Consider the following 21,425-nt stretch of genomic DNA (forward strand, 5'->3'; position numbering starts at 1 on the left):
TAGCTTGACACAATTGTAACAGATATGACCCCCGGAGACTATTCCTTGATCGCGCCGATCATTACGCCTTTGACGAAATATTTTTGCAGAAACGGATACAAGCAGATGATCGGCAGCGTCGAAACAATGATCGTTGCGTATTTGATCGTCTCGCCAATCGCAAATTTATCGTCGCTCGCAACGCCCGTCATCATCGAATCGGTGCTGTTGGCGATCAATATTTCACGCAAAACGAGCTGAAGCGGGTACATCTCGCGGTTGCGCAAATAAACCAAGGCGCTGAAGTAGGAATTCCAATGACCCACCGCGTACCACAGAATCATAACGGCAATCACGGGCATGGAAAGCGGAAGCACGATTCGGAACAAGATAGTCCATTCGCTCGCTCCATCCATTCGCGCGGACTCCTCCAAGCTGACAGGCACACTTTGGAAGGAGGTGCGCATAATGATCATATTAAACGTGTTGATTGCACCTGGAATGAGCAGCGCCCACACGGTATTCATCATGCCGAGATCGTTCACAAGCAGATAGGTCGGGATGAGTCCACCGTGAAATACCATCGTAATGACGATGAAGAACATCATAATGTTTTTAAAATATAATCTAGGTCTAGATAACACATAGGCGCCGATGGCCGTCATGAAAAGATTGATTGTCGTGCCTAATGCAACATAGAACAAAGTGTTCTGATAACCCTTCATAATCATCGGGTTTTTGAACACGGCCTTATATGCTTCCAGATCGAAGCCGACCGGGCCGAGCAGCAACCCGCGATGCTGAAGAAACGAAGATGCATTGCTGAGCGAGGCAAACAATACGTAGATGAATGGATACAAAGTAACCAAGCAAAGCCCGATCATGAGAACGGTGTTGAATAATCCGAACGTTTTTTCGCCGGCGGTTGGTTTCATGCGTTACGCCTCCTTACCACAGTTTGTTCTCGCTAACCCGCTTGCTGATGCTATTGGCGGCGATAATCAGTATGAAGCTGACGACGGAGTTGAAAAAACCAACGGCGGCGGTAAAGCTGTAGCTTGCCTCCAACACGCCTTTGCGATATACGTAAGTCGAAATGACATCGGCCGTCTCATAAGTCAGCGGGTTGTACAGCAGGAGCACCTTCTCGCTGCCGACCGTAAGCATGCTGCCCATGTTCAGGATGAACAGAATGACGATCGTTGGCATAATGCCGGGAATCGTAATGTGCAGCGTTTGCTTCCATCGGTTGGCGCCATCCATGCGGGCCGCCTCATACAATGTCGGGTCGATGGTGGCAATCGCCGCCAAGTAGATGATCGAACCCCAGCCGATGCCTTGCCAAATGCCGGAAGATACGAACAGGAAGCGGAACCAATCCTGTTCCTTCAGAAAGTCGATCGCCTCGATCCCGAAGGGAGCCAGCAATTGGTTAACGAGGCCGTCGCGGCTTAAGAAATCGACCATCATGCCGGCAACGACGACGATTGAGATAAAATGGGGCAAATAGGAAATCGTTTGCACCAATCGTTTAAACAACGCATTGCGAATCTCGTTCAGCAGCAGCGCGAGCACTATCGCCGCCGGAAATCCGAACAGAAGCTCGTAAAGGTTGATCAGCAGTGTATTTTTGAGCAGCCGCCAGAAATAAATGCCGTTAAAGAAGCTTTCGAAATGCTTGAACCCTATCCAGGGACTGCCCAAAATCCCTTTCGCGGGGGCAAAATCTTTAAAGGCTATTTGCAGTCCGTACATCGGTCCGTAGTGGAAAATGATGTAATATGCGATAACAGGCAGCGCCATGGCATAAATCGCCCAATTGCGTTTCACGTCGGTACGAATCGTTTGCCACACCTTCGGGTCGCCGGATGCTTTGATTCGTTTGGTGGCCGTTAGAGGACTCCCGGTACTTTGTGCCATTGCCGTCACCCTTTCCTAATATTCTTGAAACAATTGCAACAGGGAGATGAACCGCTTCATCTCCCAGTCCAATCGCTTCGTATTAGCGCTTATTATAACGTTCAAGCGCCGCCTGTTGAATTTTGACGGCATCTTCGATGCCCATGCTTTGAATGCGTTTTACATATTTGTCGAAGTTATCGATCGGCTCCGCACCCATGATGAATTTCAGCAGCATTTCGTCACGGTACGTTTCAATGTCGGTCATTATCGATGCGAACTTGCTGCTTTCGTCCTTTGTCGGCGTTACCAGCGGCATTTTGCGTTCGGCCGTCGGTGCGGACCAGATGGCAAGCGCGTCCTTTTGAATTGGCAAAGCAAGGTATTGCGTTTGGAAGTTGTCACTCAGTACGTAAGGACCGCTCCAGGTCGAGCGGTTATGCTTGGCGAAGGACTGCTGCAGGCTTACTCCGCTCGGCGGATTAAGCACTTCCGGCAGGAATACCGCCTTGCCGTTCTCGAGCTTGTAGCTGACGCCTTCCTTGCCGTAGTTGAAGAGCAGCTCGCCTTTCTCGCCGTAAGCATAATCAAGCCATTTAACCGTTTCGATCGGGTTCTTGTTGCTTGTGGTGATCGCGGCTCCGACGCCGTTGCTTGCGAAGTCCTTCTGGCCCCAAATCGGCTTGTCGCCCGGCTTCAGTACCGGATAAGGAGCCGCTGCAAGCTTAAAGTTCGGATCCTTGTCTTTCATCAGGTTAGCATACTTGCCGATGCCCCCGCCGTTGTAGAAGACCGAAGCGCCGAGCAGGTTGGTCGTCATTTTGTTGTCATACAGCTTGTCGTTCGGAGCCGCAAAGTCCTTGTCAAGAAGTCCTTCCTTATACCACTTGTTCATAGTAGAAAGGAATTCCTTATACTCCGGCTGAATGGGGCCGTAATTCACTTTGCCTTTATCTTGATAGAAGCTGTAGTTGACGCCCCATGCGCCAAGGAATGGAGCATCCACACCAATCATCGCTTTGTCGATATAAAACGGGATTTCATCCGCCTTGCCGTTTCCGTTCGGATCTTTCTCTTTAAACGCTTTCAAAACGGTGTACCATTCGTCGATCGTCGTCGGCATCTTTAGTCCGAGCTTGTCGAGCCAATCCTGGCGGATGCCGGGGCCGAAGAACACTCGTACCTTATCCCCGCCGCGCAAGAACGGGAACGAGTAGATGCTGCCTTCGTCCGTCATGATTTGTTTTTTCCAATCCGGATGTTCCGCCAGCAGTTTCTTCAGGTTCGGCGCGTATTTATCGATATAATCGTTCAGCTTAATAATTTTCCCGTCCTGAATCGCTTTCTCCGGACCGCCCGGATAGTTCGACGTCCAGATCGTTTCGATCACGTCCGGCAGCTGGCTCGAAGCCATGACCAGGTTAAACTGTTCTTTGGCCTGCTGCGCATCAAGCGGGGGATGCTGGAAATCAACTTTGACCCCCGTGATTTTTTCTAATTCTTTGTAGGATTCCATTTCGGCATAGGTCTTCATTTGCGCTGCCGCCGCACTGTGATTGGCTACCCAGTACGTCAGGTTTGTCAGCTTCGGTGGTTGCGCATCGCTCCCCGGCTGTGGAGTAGCTACAGTACCTGTGCCTTCTCCTCCGCTGCAAGCGGCAACCGATATGGCGAGCGTAGAAGCAAGTAAGATGGTGCCCGTTTGTTTCATCTTTGTCTTCAATGCAAGAGCCTCCTTTTTATCCATTCAAGATAAGGTCCTTGGGTCAGCCCTCCCTGAGGGGGCTACCTGTGAGATTTATTGTAGCGTGTCAGGGGAGCCGTTGGATACGTTCACCTTTTCGCAAACGTAGTATTTTCGTAAGATTCCGGGATTGACGATATTTCATCACCATTGACCGATTTCAATCTCCAGACTTGTACCGGCTCGTGCAGGCGCTGCAGCGGCGCAGGTGAAAACGAGTCATCTCATATTAAAAACCGTCTATGTACCCAAAGGCTCAGTATTGATATAGTTGGTGCAACGGACGCAACGGACTGTATGCGTTGATCGATTCACCATTTTACACAAAAGTGAGGCATGAGTCATGAATGTCGGACTGCAGAGCATGTTTTACAAGTATGTCTGGTCGTCGAATTGGTGGAAGCAAGGCCGAAACGATACTTCTGTTAAGCATATGGATCTTCACTGCCTGAAGCGGGATAGTGCCGCCTTTCAAGCGCTGCTTCACTCGGATGAAGAGGAGATGCTGGTCACACTAAGCCGAGATGCCCTTCTGTGGAAGGGAGGACCGATCACGATCGTCAGATGCGAAGTGGAAACCGATGCCCCGGTCAAGGTGGAGCTCCGGTGGATCGGCTTGATCGAGGATGACCATCGCGTCCCGCGGTCCGATGTGCTGCTGGAAGAATCCCATTTGTACGTCCCGAAACGTAAAATTCAGCCCGCTTGGGTTGAGCTTCATGCGGACGAATCCGCCGCGCCCGGGACATATGCAGGGAAAATAAGCTTTTATACGCATACCATGTTTGAAGAGGAGACCCTGGAGCATGAGCTGACCTTTAGTCTCACGATACATGATGAGATGCTGCCGCCCAGCAGCGAATATTCCTTTTACTTGGATCTGTGGCAGCATAACTGCAATATTGCAAGGAAGTACGAAGTCAATTACTGGTCAGACGCTCATTTCGAAATTCTGGACCACTATCTGGAAAGCTTGGGGCAGCTCGGGCAGAAGGCTCTGTCACTGATTGTATCCGAAGAGCCGTGGAGCGGCCAGCGCACCTTTATCGACGTGGAGCCATCGGACTTGAACGAATACAGCATCGTACCGGTTGTGAAATTGAGGGACGGACGATTCCAGTACGACTTTTCGCACTTGGACCGCTATGTGGCAGTGGGTGAAAAGCACGGGATTACGCAAGAAATCGAGGTTTTCGGGCTGATTAGCATATGGAGGCACGATGACGAAGGCTATACGGGGATCGTGGAAGGCTACCCGGATGCGATCAGGGTCCGGTATTTCGATGAAGCTGCCGGGTGCTTTAAGTTTATCCGAGATCCGGATGATCTGACCTCGTATATTCAGGCCTTGGAGCGTCATTTCATGGAAAAAGGCTGGATAGAGCGAGTACGTGTCGTAGCCGATGAGCCGGCGGACATTCCGTTGTTCGAACGGAGCTTGAACTATTTGCAATCCATTGCGCCCCATTTCCGGTATAAAGCGGCTGTCAATCATACCTCCTTTATCCAAAAGGAAATCGAAGGCATCGTGGATTATGTGCCGGATCTTGAATGCGCCGCAGAAGAGTTCGACCAGCTGATGATGCTAAAAAAAGAAATCAAAGGTACGATGGCCTATTACGTTTGCTGCAATCCGGATAAGCCCAACACCTTTATCAGCTCGCCTTCCATCGAATGTCGTGTCATACCTTGGCTAGTGGAGAAGCTGAAGCTGGACGGATTTTTACGTTGGAACTATACCGTCTGGCCGGATGACCCTCTTCATAAGCTCTCGTATCGGCCTCTGATCTGGAAGGCGGGGGATACTAACTTCGTATATCCCGGCAAACGGGGAGCTCCCTTGCTCTCCCTCCGGTACAAGTGGCTGCAGAGGGGAATACGCGACTACGAATATATGCAAATGCTGAAAAAAGAAGGGTATGCCGAGCAAGTGGACCGCTTGCTGAAGACTGTGTTCCTGTTCGGTCAGCCGAGCGAGCTGGCTCCCGGTTCAGGAAAAACCGCCGGTCAATTGTACAGTCTTCAGGAAGAAGACTATGACCGGCTGTATGCGCTCAAGGGGGAGCCTTTTGATCTTGCTGAGTAGGAGGGACGTATGAGAAGCATTACATTCGACAACGCCACATGCGGGTGGAACGAAGCTTTGCCGCTTGGCAACGGACATTTCGGCGGTATGGTATTTTTCGAGGAGCATCGGCTTTCGATCGCTCTGAATCATTATGAGGTTTATTATCAGAAGCTTAACCGGTACTCGAAAAAGTATAGAGCCGGAGAAGGCCCCGATTTATCGCGCCAATACGGATATACGTTTGAAGAATTGAAGGAGCATGCGACTGATCTATACCGGGATCCGGGCGGCGGCCCGATTTATTTATACGGTGATGCCTTGAACCCGAACAGCATGTTTAGAAAATACGGAAAACCCGCAGGCGGCTCGTCCCATTATCCGACAGGGGAAATTCATTTACATCCCTCCGCGGTGCTGGCCGAACCGGATCACTACTCGCTACAGCTCGATATGGACACAGCAACCGTACACTTCCGTACGGAAAAAGCGGGTAACAAGCTTGATGTGAAAACCATCGTTTCCCAAGATGGAGATTACGTGATCACGAAAATCAGGCAGTCCAATGCTTCCCTGTTAGAATCCATTGACTTGACGGTTCCTTCCAGGAGATATGCGGAGATGGATGTCGTGTATCATCAGCTGAATGATACGGCATTTTATTATCAAGGCTCCTTCTATCCGGACGGCGAGGATAGAGAGCGGTTTGAGCCGTTCAGGTTTATTGTAATGATGCGGCTGGTCGGGGCCAATGGGGCCGTTGAGGCATTGGATGACTCCATCCGGATTCGTCCCCTTGATGCAAAGGAAGACATCACATTACTAACAACGGTCGTAACGGAGGAAGTAACCAAGGACCTGCTTGCCGAGGCAGTACGGAGGTTAAATACCGCCGTGGAACGGGTGGAGGAAATGATGGCGGATCACCAAGAGCATTGGCGAAGCTTTTGGCAGCGCTCCTCTATTACCGTACCGGACAAAATGATCGAGGATTTATGGCATCTAAACCTATATGCGCTTGCATGCTGCAGCGGCCAAGGCGGTAACATGCGCGAGCAGGCCTGCGGCTTGAACGGCTTATGGGATATTAAGCAGCCTACCAAGTGGGGCAGTATGTGGTATTGGGACGTTAATATTCAAGCGGCTTTCGCACCTCTTTATACGGCTAACCGGCTTGAAATAGCGGAGGTGTTTACCGACGGTTTGCTCTCGTATACGGGTCTTGCCGAGCGAATGGCTCAGCAATTTTACGGTCTGAAGGGCATTTCAGCGGATTACCCGCATGCTTTATATATGAGTATATGGCCGTGGTGCGCTCAATTTTTATGGGACTATTACCGGTATAGCATGGACATGGACTTTTTACGAGAGAAAGCGTATCGCGTATTTAAAGGGCTTGCACAGTTTTTTGAAGGCTATTTGCAGATGGATGCCCATTCGGGCAGGCTCTGCGTTTTCCCCGATATATCACCGGAACAAGGGCCGATAACCCGAAATTCGACCTGTTCGTTGGCAGCTATCAAGTATTTACTGAATATCGCCTGTGAAGCAAACGAGCTATTGGGAGAATCGGAAGCCGACCGCAGGAGATGGAAAGAGATGGCTGAGCTGCTCACGGATTACCCTTCAGGTGAAGCTCCCGGTTACGGCGAAATATGGCTGGACTCGGAGTGGGCGCCCGCGGAGCTGCATTTACGTCACCCGTCGCTTCTCATGCCCATATATCCGGTGGGAGAATTCAACAAAAATAGTGAGCCCCCGCAGCGGAAACGAGCGGAAAATACGCTTCGCTATGTAGAGAATCATATCGAATACGGCGTATTCCAGTTCGGTTGGCTCTCCTGTGCCGCCGCCAGGCTGGGAAAAGGAAACACAGCCCTCCGGCTGCTTTACGAGCACGGCATTGATTTATCGCTTCGAAGCAACGGGTTGTTTGCCGAAGAAACGGAGCGCTGGATGAATTACTGCAACATCACGAACGAACCGTTATACCATCCGCATATGACAGAAGGCTCCGGAGGCATTGTCGCCGCTGTCAACGAAATGCTGCTGCAAAGCTATGACGGAGTGATCGACGTATTTCCGGCGGTGCCTTCAGGAGAGAGTGAACCGGAACGGACGGTCGGTATGTATGAGCATCATCTTGAACATAAGGTTCGTTCCTACGAAAGATGGGAGAATTGCGCATTTCACGGATTATTGGCCGTCGGGGGCTTCGAAGTAAGTGCCGAAATGAGGGATGGCCGAACCGTATGGGTTCGAATGAAAAGCAGGGCAGGCGGAAGGATAACGATTCGCAATCCTTTTGGAAGGGATGAGAAGATCATTGCAGTACACATAGAAGGGGCTGAGCGTTCCGAGATAGAGTACAGCTTGGAGGATGATCTGATTTCCTTTCTTACGAAACCGTATGGGGAGTATGCGATATATCCGCAAGCCGTTTCGGACTCACTTCTCTCGTATAATCCGCAGCCTATAGAGGGAGAGGGCTATCCCCGCACTCATGAGGCTCATACGTTCAGAAGAGTGTTTCTTGGCAAAAACAAGGATACGCAGTATTACCGGATGCTCGATCATTTCACATTTGATTATTATGCCGGCAACAGCCGGGAATCGAGGCTTGCGGCCTTCCGGCTCGATTGCGGAGTGAATCCGGCTATCCTGGATAAGGATTACAGGAACGTACTGCCCAGGCAAGTGCATAAGGAGGGGATCCTCGGACAGACGTTCCGCAAAATCACAACGGAAACCGTATTTACACCGTATTCAGGAATCGGATGGTTACGTGCCGAGAAGCTTATCTCGCTTGACCGCGGGAACCCTGATGAGCTTCGAAGAGATTTTATTGGAGGGGCTGAAGAAGCGACTTTTATTATTGAGTTACCGAAGGGAAGATACGACCTGCTTTTCGTAACAGGAGACAGCGCCGTACCGTCTTACACAGAGATCGGCATTCCCGGGCAAAGCGCATGGAAGCCGGAGAAGGCGTTGAGGGCGGGGGAATTCCATACGGATATCTTAACTATTTCGCAAAAGCAAGATGGCTTTCTGAACATACATTTTCGCAGCATGGCCGATTTGCAATGGAGAGTGAATGTACTGGTTATCAATAAAAGCTACACCTATTTGTAATTGCTTCTTTATAGCAGGAGCACGTCATAAATGTGCACATAAAGGGCATAATATTACACCTTCAAATAGTGTGCATCGCTTACAATGGACAATGAGAACTTAATGAGGTGGTGGTCTGGTTATGAGAGAAGACGGAGGGGCAGTTCCCTCGTCTTTGTAAGCGCTTTTCTGAAACGGGAAGGGATGCAATCCAGATGTGTTTATAAAGGAGCGTGCCTATAGTGTTCAAGAAAAATGTCTTTAAAACCATCCACGTTGCTATTATTATTGCGATGCTGTCATTTTTAGTAATACCTTCCTTTGCTGTAGAAGCCATTGCAGCGGAAGAGACGAATCTCATCTCGAATGGCGGATTCGAGACGACTGTGACAACGACGCGGAACAAATGGGTGGGTAACATAGAACCTGTCGGTTGGACGGAATGGTATGCCAGCGGAAGCGGCAAAGCGGCTATCGATCGCACGATTGTTCACGAAGGAAGCAATTCCGTTCGAATCGAGCATGCCTCAGCAAGCCGAACCGCCATAAGCGGAACGTTCACGGTTACGCCGGGACAGCGCTACAAGCTTGGCATTTGGATAAAAACCGATAACGTCGTTGCCGCGAACGGGGTGTTCGCAAGGACGCAATATTTGGACAGCAGCGGTAAAAAAGTAGGTGACGGTCCCGCTACAGCCAAGCTGTCGGGAACGAACGATTGGATTCTCAAGGAAACGTTTATGACGATACCGGCGGGTGCAGCAAAGCTGAAAATTGAACCGTTCTTCGAAACGGGAACAGGAAATGTATGGTTTGACGAGGTGACGCTTGTGAAATGGGACGGGTTGACCGGTCTTGATTTGGACCGCGACTTCATATCGATCGGAAAGGATCAGTCGATTAAGCTAAATCCGATCTATACACCCGCAGATGCTCCAGATAAATCCGTGAACTGGACGTCTACGAATCCTGATGTTGCCGTCGTGGCGGACGGGGTCGTTACGGGAAAAAGCTACGGTACGACCGTTATCAAGGTGGCGACGATGGACGGAAGGCTTACGGCCCAATGCGTGATCGGCGTGGAATCTCCCGACATGCTTCAAGCCTATGACACATTGAGAGGAATTTGGTATGACAAGCTGGTAGGAGGCGGCCGGGCGAATACCGCCGACCCTGACATCGCAGCCTATGTTACTGCGCTTGCGGCCGCAGTGAGCAACCCGGAACGTACCGGCCGCTGGGATAGGCTGAACCAATCAGCGGATCGGACGTATTTATGGAGCGATTTGACCAGCGTGACCGATTCGGCGCAAATATCGACCGCCTATGGCGCTTTACGGACGATGTCGCTCGCGTACTCGATTCCAGGGTCGCCCTTATACCGTAATGAATCACTCCGCAACGATATCGTCGGAGCGCTCGATTGGATGTATGCGAACCGATATAATGAGAAGAAGACCGAATACGGTAACTGGTGGGATTGGGAAATCGGAACACCCCAGATTGTCAACGACATTATGGTGCTCATGTACGACCATTTAACTGCCGACCAGCTCAACAACTATATGAAGCCGATCGACCGGTTTGTACGAGACCCGAAGGTGCGGGCAATCAACGGCGTTAAGGAAACGGGAGCCAACCTGCTCGACAAGGCTTTTGTCGTCAGCCTTCGGGGAATCATCGGCAAGCTGAGCGCCAAAATTGTTCAGGGACGCGACGCGATCGGGCCCGAGTTCGTCTATGCGACGAAAGGAGACGGCGTATACAAGGACGGTTCGCTCGTCCAGCATTTCAACATCGCGTATACGGGCGGGTATGGAGCGGTATGGCTTAATCGTGCCGCCGATATGATGCTGTTGCTGAACGGCTCTCCATGGACGGTGAGCGATCCGAACGTAAACAACGTGTACGATTGGGTGGCCGATACCTTCGAGCCGATCATATACAAGGGCCAGCTGATGGATATGGTGAACGGTAGAGGCATTTCCCGACAGACGGCAGGCAGTGCCCGAGGCATCATTATGACGATTCTGCGTCTGGCCGAGAGCGCTCCGGCGGATAAAGCGGTCTCCATCAAACGGATGGTCAAGGAATGGATCCGCTCGGACACAACCTATATCAATTATGTAGAAGGGCTGCCGATCTACGAAATGAGCCTGGTCAAAAAGCTGATGAGCGATTCGTCGATCGAGCCGAGAGGGGAGCTCGTCAAGCATCAAGTGTTTGCCGGTATGGACAGAATCGTGCATTTACGACCCGGGTTCGGCTTTGGCATCAGCATGTTCTCCGACCGGATCAGCGCCTTCGAATACGGCAACGGGGAAAATGGAAAAGGCTGGTATACGGGGATAGGCATGACTTCACTGTACAATAACGATTTGACCCAGTTTCGTCAGGACTTCTGGCCGACCGTCGATTCGTACCGGCTGCCGGGAACGACGACGGACGGATCCTACAAGACGCCGAAGGATTGGGCTGCCTACATGAACCCGAAGGATTGGGTCGGAGGATCGTCAATCGACGGCTTGTACGGCGCCGCCGGGATGCACTTCTCGCTCGAGCAGAGCACGGGAAGCACATTGCAGGGCAAGAAATCGTGGTTTTCCTTCGACGATGAAATCGTCGCGATCGGAAGCGGCATTACCGGTACGGACAACCGAAAGACGGAAACGATTGTAGAAAACCGGAAGCTGAACGGTATCGGCGACAATGCGCTCACGGTGAACGGAGCGAGGAAACCGGCTGAGCCGGGTTGGTCCGAAAAGATGGATAACGTCAAGTGGGCGCACCTATCGGGCAGCGAAGCCAATTCCGATATCGGTTACTATTTCCCGGAAGCGACAACCATAGCGGGACTTCGCGAAGCCAGAACCGGCGCATGGAAGGACATCAACTCCGGTGGAAGCCCAGCCCCCGTTACGAGAAATTATTTAAGCTTGGCATTCGATCACGGGGTGAATCCGACCGACGCTTCCTACGCCTACGTGCTATTGCCTGGGAAGGATGCCGCATCGACGGAAGTGTACAGCGAAAGTCCGAACATCGCGATTCTTAGCCAGACACAAGACGTGCATGCCGCGAAAGAAGCGGGGCTCGGCATTACCGCCGCGAACTTCTGGAACGCGGGTACTGTTGACGGACTGACCGCCTACAGCCCGGCGTCCGTTATGCTGAAGGAATCGAACGGAACGGTCACGCTCGCCGTTTCGGATCCGACGCAAAAGCAAAGAGCAGTAACGATTGAGTTGAACAAGGCGGAGCTGTCCGTCGTGGGTCACGACGCCACGATCGAAGTAGTGCAAACGTCGCCTACGATGAAGCTGGTCGTGAATACGGCAGGTTCCATTGGTAAATCGCATGTCATTACGTTCAGGGACTCGGTCGCTCCCACTACAACGGACGATGCCAAAGCCGGCTGGCAAGCTTCGCCGCAAACGGTGAAGCTGACCGCAGCCGATCATGGCAGTGGCATCGCTGAAACGTTATACCGTGTTAACCATGGAGTTTATGCAAAGGGCACTACGATCAGCCTCGGTACGGAAGGTGTCCACTCTATCGAGTACTACAGCGTCGACCGCGCCGGTAACCAAGAAACGATCAAGTCGGCTACGGTAAAGCTCGATATGTCCGGACCGACGATCGAGCCGACGGTATCGCTGGCCGTCTATCGGACGGCTTCCGCACTGATTCGCTTCGCGGTGACTGATTCGTTAAGTGGAATTGCGAACGTCTCGTTCAAATTGGACGGAGCGGAAATGAGCGAGCCTTTGATGGTAACGCCGTTATCGCTTGCATCCGGAAGGCATACGATTCAAGCGACCGCATCCGATCAGGCCGGAAACGTTACGGCTCGCGAGTTTACGCTTGAGGTGATGATGGATATCGACCATTTGGGTGAGTTGATCCGTTATGGAGGAGAGCAAGGCTGGATCGGGAATCCAGGAGTATCGAACAGCTTGCTTTCCAAAGTCGATCATATTCATAAAGCCCGGTCCGATGCCGAGCAGGTACAGAACGGGCTGAAAGCCTTGCAGAATGAGATCGAGGCGCAAGCCGGTAAACATATGGATGCCTTGTTTGCACGGAAGCTGTTGGATGATATCGCCTATTTGAAGAAAAAATAATACTGCTAATGTAAGGAGAGACACTGACGATGTTGCGGTTAGTGTCTCTTCTCTAATGGAGGAGCAAGTGATCGGGTCGGCGCAATAGCAAGCATCCGGTCCCGCTCTGGCTATCGTAAACTTCCGGACCTTATTCTGACGAATCTTACTGCGAGCAGCAGCAGAGGCAGCCCAAGACAGAACGTAAAATCAAAATATGGCCAGTAATTGTCAATAAGATCGTTGAAATATGAAACGTTCGGAAACGCAGCAATGGAGGAAACGAGCAGAATCATGCCGAGCGGAAGTGCCAGCGTCTTCGGTTCCTTTAGCTTCGTCAAATCAGACAATCCGAGCATGAGAGCATAAAAATAAAGCACCGCCTTGAAAAATGTAGACATGATCCACATGATCGCCAGCATGGCTTCAATCCGCTCCAAAAAATTGCCGATGCTGATCTTCTTGGCAAGAGCATAGCTGGGATACATTTGATAGGCTGTGATTGGGGCCCCCAGCACCACAATAGTCAGAACGATCACCAGCTCCAGAATGATTCCGCCTATCAATACTCCGATCAGTATGTTTCTGGCAAGCGGCTTGCTCTGTTTGACCGATGGGAGAATCACCAGCATGATGACGTTCTCCGCGAATGGAAACGTGGTGGTCGTAAGCGCCCCCCTAAGAACCGGTGCGATGCCGTTGTCCAGGATCGGAAATATATTCCGAAATTCGGCTTCCGGCACCAGGCAGACGGCGAGAATCGAGAAAAGCAGGAAAAAGTGAGGAATGAAAATTTCTCCTGCCCGTGCGATGGTTTCAATTCCAAGGCGGGCACCGACCACTAAGGTAAGTAGAAATAAAAGCATAATCGATTGGATGGGAGTTTCCGGCATGATCTGCGTCGTCATAAAATCACCGATCTCCCGTACTTGCGAGGATACCATCAGGAAGAAATAATAGATAAGAAGAAGGGTAGCGAATCGGCCGATCCACTTCCCGAACAATTTCCGGTTATATTCGAAAATAGTCAACCCGGGGTACAACTTGCCGAACACGGCGAAAAAATAAATGAAAAGCAGTCCCATCATAAGGCCTATCAGTCCGGATATCCAGGCATCCTCTCTGGCGTGCAGGGCGGGGATCGACGGCAGAACCAGAATGGAATCGCCCACCGTGCAGAACGTTATAAGGATGATGAACTGCCGGACGCTGATGGTTTGTTGACTCTGCAAGACGATCACCTGCTTGTGGGATAGTATCCTTTGCGTACCCAAGTGATTATGAGCAGCAAAAGAGGAATGCCTGCTTGAAACGGTAGGTGAAGATACAACGGAACGAGCTTGAGACCGATGTCGATATGTTCCGTATACCCGTCGGCGATGATTTCGGAAGAGACCAATAGCGGCAAACCGAGCCATAAGGCAAGCTCTTTCCGCGTCCCGACTTGGAACAGTTCGTGAGCGCCTTTTACCGCAGCATAATAAAAGATCGTAATTTTGAAAAAACCGCCGATAATCAGAGTGACGATGGCAATCGCCTCCAGCCTCTCGATAAAACCGGCCAACCGGATTTTGCCGATCGTTCGGAGTAACGGAAAGGTTGAGTTCTCTGCGTTGTATGCCGTTAACACACTGATGTTAACCGCGATGATGAAACTCAGAATAAGACCGCTGATTAAGATGGCAACAAGACCGAGACGTCTTGCGTGAAGCGGATTATTCAAATACGGGAGAAGCATACTGAAGGCGACGATTTCTCCGAAAGGAAACGTCATGGTTTGCGGGAACACCGTCTGCAGAACAGGCTTCCATCCATGCTCCAGTGGCGGCTTCAAATGCTCCCAATGTATAACGCCTGATGCGGTGAGGAGGAAGATAGCCAATACTGCAAGCATGAGTACGATCGACAGGAAGATTTCACTAGCTCTTCCGAGGGCTTCGATTCCAAGCGAACAAGCGTATACCGCGGCCAGCATCATAATCATATTGACAACCAGCATCGGGGTGAGGGGGAGTGTTGAGCTTAACAGCAAGGCTCCGAAATCCCTCAGCACTCTCGCAGCGATATAAAAAAAGTAAACGATGTACAGAAAAGCAACCGCCCGGCCGACCCACTTCCCGAGGATGATCTGCAAATAGCCGATCAAGGATAGGCTGGAATGATGCCGGTACAAATAGTCATAGATGAGAAACAGGATGAAACCGGCCGCCATACCGATCAGAATAGCCATCCATGCATCTTGCTTCGCTTGCATGCCCAGCCCGACAACCACGGCGCTTCCTATCTCGAATAGCAGCATCAGCGCAACGAGCTCCGATGCGTTGATTTTCGCCTTTTCCACTGTTTCCGCCTCTTCCTAGTACATGATTACAGTAAGCTTGTTATGACATGATGGACCGGCTTATACACAACAATGAGCAGATCCGACGGGTTCGGCAGTTCCAGATGCGTAGCAAACTCGATGATGCTTAGGCCGGTGCCGAGCAGGAGAAAAACGGAGAATACTATGAAATCCCGTCTTGGCTGCATTTTTCGAATCCTCGGGCCATCAATCGCGAGAATAGCTAGAGAAGCTGCAATGATCCCAATTGCAGTCCACACTACCGCTTCACTCCTTTCAATGCTTGAATATTGGATTGGTTACTGTCCCGAGCCTTCGGATTTGGTTCTCCGTGTTGACTTGTACCGTCATTTCAGGGAATAGCTTGTCCCAATCCTCCTTGATCTGTTTCCAGCCCTTCGGATCCGAACGGCGAATCGTATCCCCGAAGCCAAAAATATCGGTTTTGTAGGTTTTCTGTACCGAATTAACTGTTTGTAACACGATTTGCTTCAATCGCTCATTGGCAATGCTCTCCAGCTCCGTGATCGTTTCCGGCTTCGTCAAATCTACGTTGCATTGCACCTCTCCGATACTTCCTTCACTGCGGATATCGATTCGGATCTCTGGCTTGCCGTTAACGACTCTGCCTTTCGTCTCGGTTTTGGTTCGAATGATTTCGAGGTTCAGCTTTCCCCCGTCGGGGCACGTGATTCTTCCAACGGAATTCGCCACTTTATCGATGAGAAAGGAATACCCTTTACTTTGCTCCTCGTCCAGCCAACCGATCAGCTTATCCTTTCTGAACACAGCCAGCCCTGAAAGCTTGATTCGCGTTTGCGGATCAGGCGTCTGGTTTGTTTTCATCTGTGGGTTCGAACCCTTACTGATGAGCTTAACGGAGGTTAGCACAGGGTTCTTTCCTTCGCTGACCAAATCTGTAATCAGCTTGTCGAGCGTCACCGTCACCGTGGGAGCCCATGATTTCTGGGACTCGTACATCGAGGTGAACAGTTTGTTCGCGGGGATCTCCTCAATGGAGGTCTGCACTTTAAGGATTTCTTCCGCACGCGCATCCTTGGCGACAACGATATAGAAGTCGGTACGCAGTTCATGATCCCTGGAGAGGTAGTCCAATACAGGACCGATTCCTTGCTTTGCCAAGCTTTCTCCCAGAACGAGAACACGCAGGTGCGACATGTAAAGTCTTCGCGGACTCTCCTCTGTAATTCTCCTGATTGCATCGAAGATGGTAACTCCTGATGCTTGATACGTGGTCACTGCAGACTCGCCCCCGCCTCCTTCTTTTGCTGCCACTTCTCTAGGATTGACCACTTGTGCCGTGATTCGGTATTCCTTGCCGACTTTGTCAATGCCAAGGCCCATGTTGACAGCAAGCTCGTTCATTTCCCGCCGATTCCAGCAGCCGGACAGGATGAGAGCGATGCAAGCCAGCGGCAAGATCAGCTTATGTATTCGCTTGCCCAAATGAATACCCCCTGTCATTAATTGGAGCCTCGGGATTTCGGAGCGGGCGCCGGCTGCTCCCGAACCATATCTTGCTCACTGACCAGTCTCGGCCGTGTACGCAGCATCCAGCGCGGCAGCCGGAGGATGGCATCCTTCTGGTCCTCGCCTATGAAGGGGGCAAACGGACTCATATAGGGAACGCCGAAGGAACGCAAGCTGCACATATGCAGAATCAATATAATCGTGACGATGGTGATGCCGTACAAGCCGAAGGAGGCAGCTAAACCCATCAATAGAAAGCGAAGCATGCGAATGCTAATGGAAAGGTTATAAGCGGGAATGACAAAGCTGGAAATCGCCGTAATCGCAACGACGATGACCATCGCAGCGGATACGATTCCGGCTTCCACCGCGGCCTGGCCGATAACGAGCGTGCCTACGATCGAGATGGCCTGTCCGACGGCTCTAGGCATGCGGATTCCGGCCTCCCGCAAGATTTCGAATGTAATCTCCATGATCAACGCCTCGATAAAGGCGGGAAATGGCACCCCTTCCCGCTGTGCCGCCAAGCTCAGCAGCAGCCGGGTAGGGAGCATCTCCTGATGGAACGTCGTTATAGCAATGTAGAGCGATGGCGCACTGAGAGCGATAATTAAGGCGATAATTCTCAAGAAACGCATCAATGAACTGATATCTGCGCGCTGATAATGATCTTCCGCAGCTTGGTAGAACTGGGTGAACAGAGCAGGAACCATTAGCACGAAAGGGGATCCGTCTACCAGAATGGCGATTCGTCCTTCGAGCAGCCCGGCGGCAATAACATCCGGCCGTTCCGAGTTGAACACGGTCGGAAATGGCGTCCAAGTACTGTCCTCAATCATTTCCTCGATATAGCTGCCCTCGAGAATGCCGTCCAAATCGATGCGGCCAAGTCGGCTCCGGACTTCTTCGACGATTTTTTCGTTGGCCAAGCCTTTGACGTACATTATCGAAACGGATGTTTTGGTAATACGGCCGATGGATACGTTTTCGAGCCAGAGCCTCGAGTCTTTAATCTTACGCCGCAGCAGTGACGTATTGGTCCGCAGTTTTTCCGTGAAGGCCTCTTTCGGTCCGCGAACGACGGTCTGCGACATCGTCTCCGATACGCCCCGGTCCTCCGACTTGCTCATGTCGATCGCCAAGGCTTGCGGGTAACCGTCCACCAGCAAAATGACATGCCCCGACAATAGTGAGTCCAGCAAGGTACCTCTATCCGCAATATCCTGGATGGACCCTGCCGACAAAACGAGTTCCTTCAGCCCAACCACCAGAAGATTGCCCATCGAGAGCAGCTTGTCTAGTTCAGATTGACCTACACGGTTCATCAAGGGATCGATAACAAATTGCTGAACCGATATGATATCTGTCAAACCGTCGGTAAACAGAATGCAGGCATTGATTTGCCCGTCCGGCCCTGCCCGAAACGATCGAGTGACAATGTCATCACTTGTCCCGACAGCATGGAGAATATCATTAATATTTTCCGCAATACTGGAGGACAGGGGTTGCTTGAGCTGATTGACAGCGGGAGGAATCTTCTGTTTTCTTATTTGGGGATTGTGTTTTCCTTTCTTGAAAAAGAGCATAGCCGGATTGTCCTTCATTTAGGATATATGCAAAGTTAGGATTACCAATAATATACTACTTATGCGTTTATTGGTATGCCCAAGCGGGGAGGTTCTTATAAACGTTAAAAAGCCAGCCCCCCAATAGCTATTGAAACAGCACTGAAAAATAACACGGCAGGGCCGAACACGGAAGGAGTAGTGTTCACCTCCGGGGTTATTATTGTTGCTTAAGGATCAAGTATTCACTCTCTAACTAGAATTGGATGATGGAGCATCGTAAGGCTTCGGGATGTGTTATATTGGAAATGCGACCGGCAATCTGATATAAGATAAGGAGATGAATGCCTTGGCTTTGATCAAACGGTTAGGACATCTTGCATTGATTGTAGAAGATATGGAACGATCGCTTCATTTTTATTGCGATATCCTTGGATTGACCAAAGCATTCGAGCTTCATAAGGACGACGGCAGTCCATGGATTGTGTATGTCAAGGTATGTGAAGGACAGTTTATCGAGCTGTTCTACGGCGGGCGGCATAAGCCTGAGACGCAGCGGGGACAGATTGGGTTCGATCATCTTTGCTTGGAGGTGTACGATATTCATGAGGCAACCGCCCATCTGAGATCGAACGGAATTCCTCTTGATGTGGAGCCGAAGCAGGGGAAGGATACGAATTATCAGTGCTGGGTCCGGGATCCGGACGGGAATCGGGTGGAGCTGATGCAGCTGTCGCCGGGTTCTCCGCAGATGAATAGTTAAATCATCCTAATTACATACGAAATAAACGGGAGGCATTGTCAATGATCAAGCGGACCTTAGGAAAAATCGGTCATGAGAGCTCTGTGGTGATGTTCGGTGCCGCGAGTCTGGGGAACGTAACACAGGCCGAAGCGGACGAGTCCATACGTTATGCTCTGGAGCACGGTGTGAATCATTTTGATACGGCCGCCAGCTATGGAGACGCAGAGCTGCGTATGGGTCCGATGATCAGCCAGGTACGTAATGACATTTTCCTGGCAACGAAGACAGGGATGCGAACGAAGACTCAGGCGAAGGAAGAAATTTATCGCTCCTTGGAACGGATGCGGGTCGACTCGGTAGATCTGCTGCAGCTTCACGCAGTAGGCACCTTGGAGGAGCTGGACAAATGTACGGCCCAAGGCGGAGCCTTAGAGGCTGCGGTGGAAGCGAAGGAGGAGGGGATCGTTAAAGCGATCGGCATAACGGGTCACGGACATCAGGCTCCGGTCACACATCTGGAGGCATTAAAGCGCTTCCCCTTCGAGACTGTGCTTTTGCCTCTCAATTACTACATGTATTCCTTGCCTGAGTATCGTGAGGCCCTCGATGCCTTAATGGAAGAAGCGGAGAAGCAGCAGGCCGCGGTTCGCGCAATCAAGGCGATAGCGAAGGGACCGTGGGCGGAAGGTCAGCAGCGGTCTTATGCAACCTGGTATGAGCCCTTCGATCAGCAGCATGTCATCGATGCCTGTGTACATTTTATTCTTTCGTTCCCTGGATTGAAGGGCTTCGCTACAGCGGGAGACATTCACCTATTCCCCAAAATCGTTGACGCGGCGGAGCGCTTCGGCTCGATGACGGATGAAGAAGCGGAACGGGTCCTGAGCTCGATCAGCGGATACACTTCGATTTTTGGCGCACCTACGTCCATAGCGTAAGATTTTTGGATTGAACCGTCAGGATGTATTCCTGACGGTTTTTCGTGCGATAGCTTGTTTAGACACGAATGTACTTCTGGGAACCGGCTTTACCTAGGGCTTCAATGCTGCTAATGTGCATAAATCGACGAACCCAAGAAGGGCTCAGAACGAGATTTATGAGAATAAGCATCTTTGGGAGAGTGCAACGGGTTAGAACGAGGCAAATGGTCTAGGAATGTTGTTAATACGCAGAAATCTTTTGATTCTGATGGAAAGCATCGGGAGAAAGTTGCGCATTTGCACAATTAAAATGCTCCCAAATGAACAGACTCCCACCTCTGGCCGGAATGTCTTAGGAAAAAGCAAAGTAGAAACAAGCAAGAAGTAGCACAAAGAGGGAATGGTGTGGGGTTTAAACCTCTGAAGCCAACGAACAAAAATAAACAATTCCGTGTGCGAAGTGTAAGATATATGCGTGCTTATGCAAATTAAACGTTTGGTTTTACTTTTTTTTATCAAACATATTGACAGAAAGGGCTTTCAAAGGTAACCTTAAGATATTAAAACGAGCAATTATAAACATTTAGTGAACATATATGAGCAATTATTACGTATTCGGGAGGAGGATTTTCGATGTTACCTGCTGAACGCAAATTAAGAATCGTAGACTTTGTAAGGCAGCATCGTGTCGCTTCCGTGGCTAAGCTGGCAGTGGAATTCGATGTCCACGAAGCGACCATCCGCAGAGATTTGGCGGAGCTTGAGCACGAGGGGTTATTGAAAAGAACGCACGGCGGTGTCATTGTAGAGCAGCTGACGCATAACGAGCCTTCATTTAATGAGAGATCTAACGTGCAGCTGGATCAAAAGATGCGCATTGGGCAGCTGGCGGCAAGCATGGTGGAGGATGGGGAGAACATTATCATCGACTCCGGCACAACCACATTACATATCGCCAAGAACCTGGTGCACCGCTCGAATTTGACCGTGGTGACGAATGATATCAACGTCGCTGCCGAGCTAAGAGATGCTCCGGGCGTGAAGGTGACCGTTACCGGAGGCGAGCTGTATCCGTCCAGCTTCATGCTAAACGGGATGTTTACCGATCAGGTGCTCCGGTCGCTGCATGTATCCAAAGCGTTCATCGGGACGCCGGCGATTCACCCGAAGCACGGACTCATGCATCCGGAGGCGCAGCTCGTCACCGCGAAGCAGGGGATGATCCAAGCGGCTCAGGAAGTGATTGTTGTAGCCGACGATTCAAAGATCGGCAAGCTTTCGCTGCATAAGGTCGCTCCGAACAGCGCTATTCACACGCTAATTACCGGTAAGGAATTGGCGGAGTATGAACGCAGGCAATTTCAGGAAGCCGGTGTGAATGTGCTGCTTGCCTAGCTTGCCTAACCCGACCAGGGTGACTCCTTCGCGGCTGCCTCTATGGGCCGTGGAGTTCACATAAATA

14 protein-coding genes are annotated in these 21,425 nt (G+C 50.9%); 6 read left to right on the forward strand and 8 right to left on the reverse strand.

Features of this window, described 5'->3' with window-relative positions:
* Positions 1–38 precede the first annotated feature (38 nt).
* The 3 genes from RAC89_RS30980 to RAC89_RS30990 form a co-directional block, all read right to left on the reverse strand.
* The gene (locus RAC89_RS30980) at positions 39–914 is read right to left on the reverse strand and encodes a carbohydrate ABC transporter permease (protein WP_306617530.1); all 876 of its coding nucleotides are present in this window, start codon (positions 912–914) and stop codon (positions 39–41) included.
* Between the two features lie 13 nt (positions 915–927).
* Positions 928–1,899, reverse strand: a complete 972-nt coding sequence (locus RAC89_RS30985; protein WP_306617531.1) for an ABC transporter permease — start codon at positions 1,897–1,899, stop codon at positions 928–930.
* Positions 1,900–1,981: 82 nt separating this feature from the next.
* Complete coding sequence (locus RAC89_RS30990; protein ID WP_373430097.1) at positions 1,982–3,625, reverse strand: type 2 periplasmic-binding domain-containing protein; 1,644 nt, start codon at positions 3,623–3,625, stop codon at positions 1,982–1,984.
* A 340-nt stretch (positions 3,626–3,965) separates the two neighbouring features.
* Between RAC89_RS30990 and RAC89_RS30995 the strand changes: the two genes are divergently transcribed.
* From RAC89_RS30995 to RAC89_RS31005, 3 genes are all read left to right on the forward strand, one after another.
* Positions 3,966–5,708, forward strand: coding sequence for a DUF4091 domain-containing protein (locus tag RAC89_RS30995; RefSeq protein ID WP_306617533.1), 1,743 nt, complete (start codon positions 3,966–3,968; stop codon positions 5,706–5,708).
* A gap of 9 nt (positions 5,709–5,717) precedes the next feature.
* Entirely contained in the window at positions 5,718–8,819 is a 3,102-nt protein-coding gene (locus tag RAC89_RS31000; protein WP_306617535.1) for a glycosyl hydrolase family 95 catalytic domain-containing protein, read from the forward strand.
* A 221-nt stretch (positions 8,820–9,040) separates the two neighbouring features.
* On the forward strand, positions 9,041–12,922 hold the full coding sequence (locus RAC89_RS31005; protein WP_306617537.1) for a polysaccharide lyase family 8 super-sandwich domain-containing protein: 3,882 nt from the start codon (positions 9,041–9,043) through the stop codon (positions 12,920–12,922).
* Positions 12,923–13,032: 110 nt separating this feature from the next.
* Here RAC89_RS31005 and RAC89_RS31010 read toward each other — a convergent pair whose 3' ends face one another.
* From RAC89_RS31010 to RAC89_RS31030, 5 genes are read right to left on the reverse strand one after another with little or no spacing between them, the layout of a single operon-like run.
* Entirely contained in the window at positions 13,033–14,133 is a 1,101-nt protein-coding gene (locus RAC89_RS31010; RefSeq protein ID WP_306617539.1) for a GerAB/ArcD/ProY family transporter, read from the reverse strand.
* 5 nt (positions 14,134–14,138) lie between these two features.
* A complete protein-coding gene (locus tag RAC89_RS31015; protein WP_306617541.1) occupies positions 14,139–15,242 on the reverse strand; it encodes a GerAB/ArcD/ProY family transporter in 1,104 nt (367 codons plus the stop codon).
* A 26-nt stretch (positions 15,243–15,268) separates the two neighbouring features.
* Positions 15,269–15,502 carry a hypothetical protein gene (locus RAC89_RS31020; RefSeq protein WP_306617543.1) on the reverse strand — a complete coding sequence of 78 codons (234 nt, stop codon included), beginning with the start codon at positions 15,500–15,502 and terminating at the stop codon, positions 15,269–15,271.
* A gap of 16 nt (positions 15,503–15,518) precedes the next feature.
* A complete protein-coding gene (locus RAC89_RS31025; RefSeq protein WP_306617545.1) occupies positions 15,519–16,709 on the reverse strand; it encodes a Ger(x)C family spore germination protein in 1,191 nt (396 codons plus the stop codon).
* A gap of 17 nt (positions 16,710–16,726) precedes the next feature.
* Positions 16,727–18,337 (reverse strand): spore germination protein, encoded by a 1,611-nt coding sequence (locus RAC89_RS31030; RefSeq protein WP_306617547.1) that lies wholly within the window; start codon positions 18,335–18,337, stop codon positions 16,727–16,729.
* A gap of 316 nt (positions 18,338–18,653) precedes the next feature.
* On the opposite strand from RAC89_RS31030, the gene RAC89_RS31035 reads away from it, so the two are divergent.
* The 3 genes from RAC89_RS31035 (at position 18,654) to RAC89_RS31045 (ending at position 21,358) form a co-directional block, all read left to right on the forward strand.
* Positions 18,654–19,061: a VOC family protein gene (locus RAC89_RS31035; RefSeq protein WP_306617896.1), complete on the forward strand. Its 408-nt coding sequence runs from the start codon at positions 18,654–18,656 to the stop codon at positions 19,059–19,061.
* Positions 19,062–19,102: 41 nt separating this feature from the next.
* On the forward strand, positions 19,103–19,981 hold the full coding sequence (locus RAC89_RS31040; protein WP_306617549.1) for an aldo/keto reductase: 879 nt from the start codon (positions 19,103–19,105) through the stop codon (positions 19,979–19,981).
* Positions 19,982–20,596: 615 nt separating this feature from the next.
* Complete coding sequence (locus RAC89_RS31045; RefSeq protein ID WP_306617551.1) at positions 20,597–21,358, forward strand: DeoR/GlpR family DNA-binding transcription regulator; 762 nt, start codon at positions 20,597–20,599, stop codon at positions 21,356–21,358.
* Positions 21,359–21,425: the final 67 nt, after the last annotated feature.

The sequence above is a fragment of the Paenibacillus sp. GD4 genome (assembly GCF_030846225.1).
GTDB classification, from domain to species: Bacteria; Bacillota; Bacilli; order Paenibacillales; family NBRC-103111; genus Paenibacillus_G; species Paenibacillus_G silviterrae.

Excerpts from the sequence above, each read along its gene's own strand:
- RAC89_RS30980 (WP_306617530.1), bottom strand. The coding sequence starts at position 914 with ATGAAACCAACCGCCGGCGAAAAAACGTTCGGATTATTCAACACCGTT.
- RAC89_RS30985 (WP_306617531.1), bottom strand. The coding sequence starts at position 1,899 with ATGGCACAAAGTACCGGGAGTCCTCTAACGGCCACCAAACGAATCAAA.
- RAC89_RS30990 (WP_373430097.1), bottom strand. The coding sequence starts at position 3,625 with ATGGATAAAAAGGAGGCTCTTGCATTGAAGACAAAGATGAAACAAACG.
- RAC89_RS30995 (WP_306617533.1), top strand. The coding sequence starts at position 3,966 with ATGAATGTCGGACTGCAGAGCATGTTTTACAAGTATGTCTGGTCGTCG.
- RAC89_RS31000 (WP_306617535.1), top strand. The coding sequence starts at position 5,718 with ATGAGAAGCATTACATTCGACAACGCCACATGCGGGTGGAACGAAGCT.
- RAC89_RS31030 (WP_306617547.1), bottom strand. The coding sequence starts at position 18,337 with ATGAAGGACAATCCGGCTATGCTCTTTTTCAAGAAAGGAAAACACAAT.
- RAC89_RS31040 (WP_306617549.1), top strand. The coding sequence starts at position 19,103 with ATGATCAAGCGGACCTTAGGAAAAATCGGTCATGAGAGCTCTGTGGTG.
- RAC89_RS31045 (WP_306617551.1), top strand. The coding sequence starts at position 20,597 with ATGTTACCTGCTGAACGCAAATTAAGAATCGTAGACTTTGTAAGGCAG.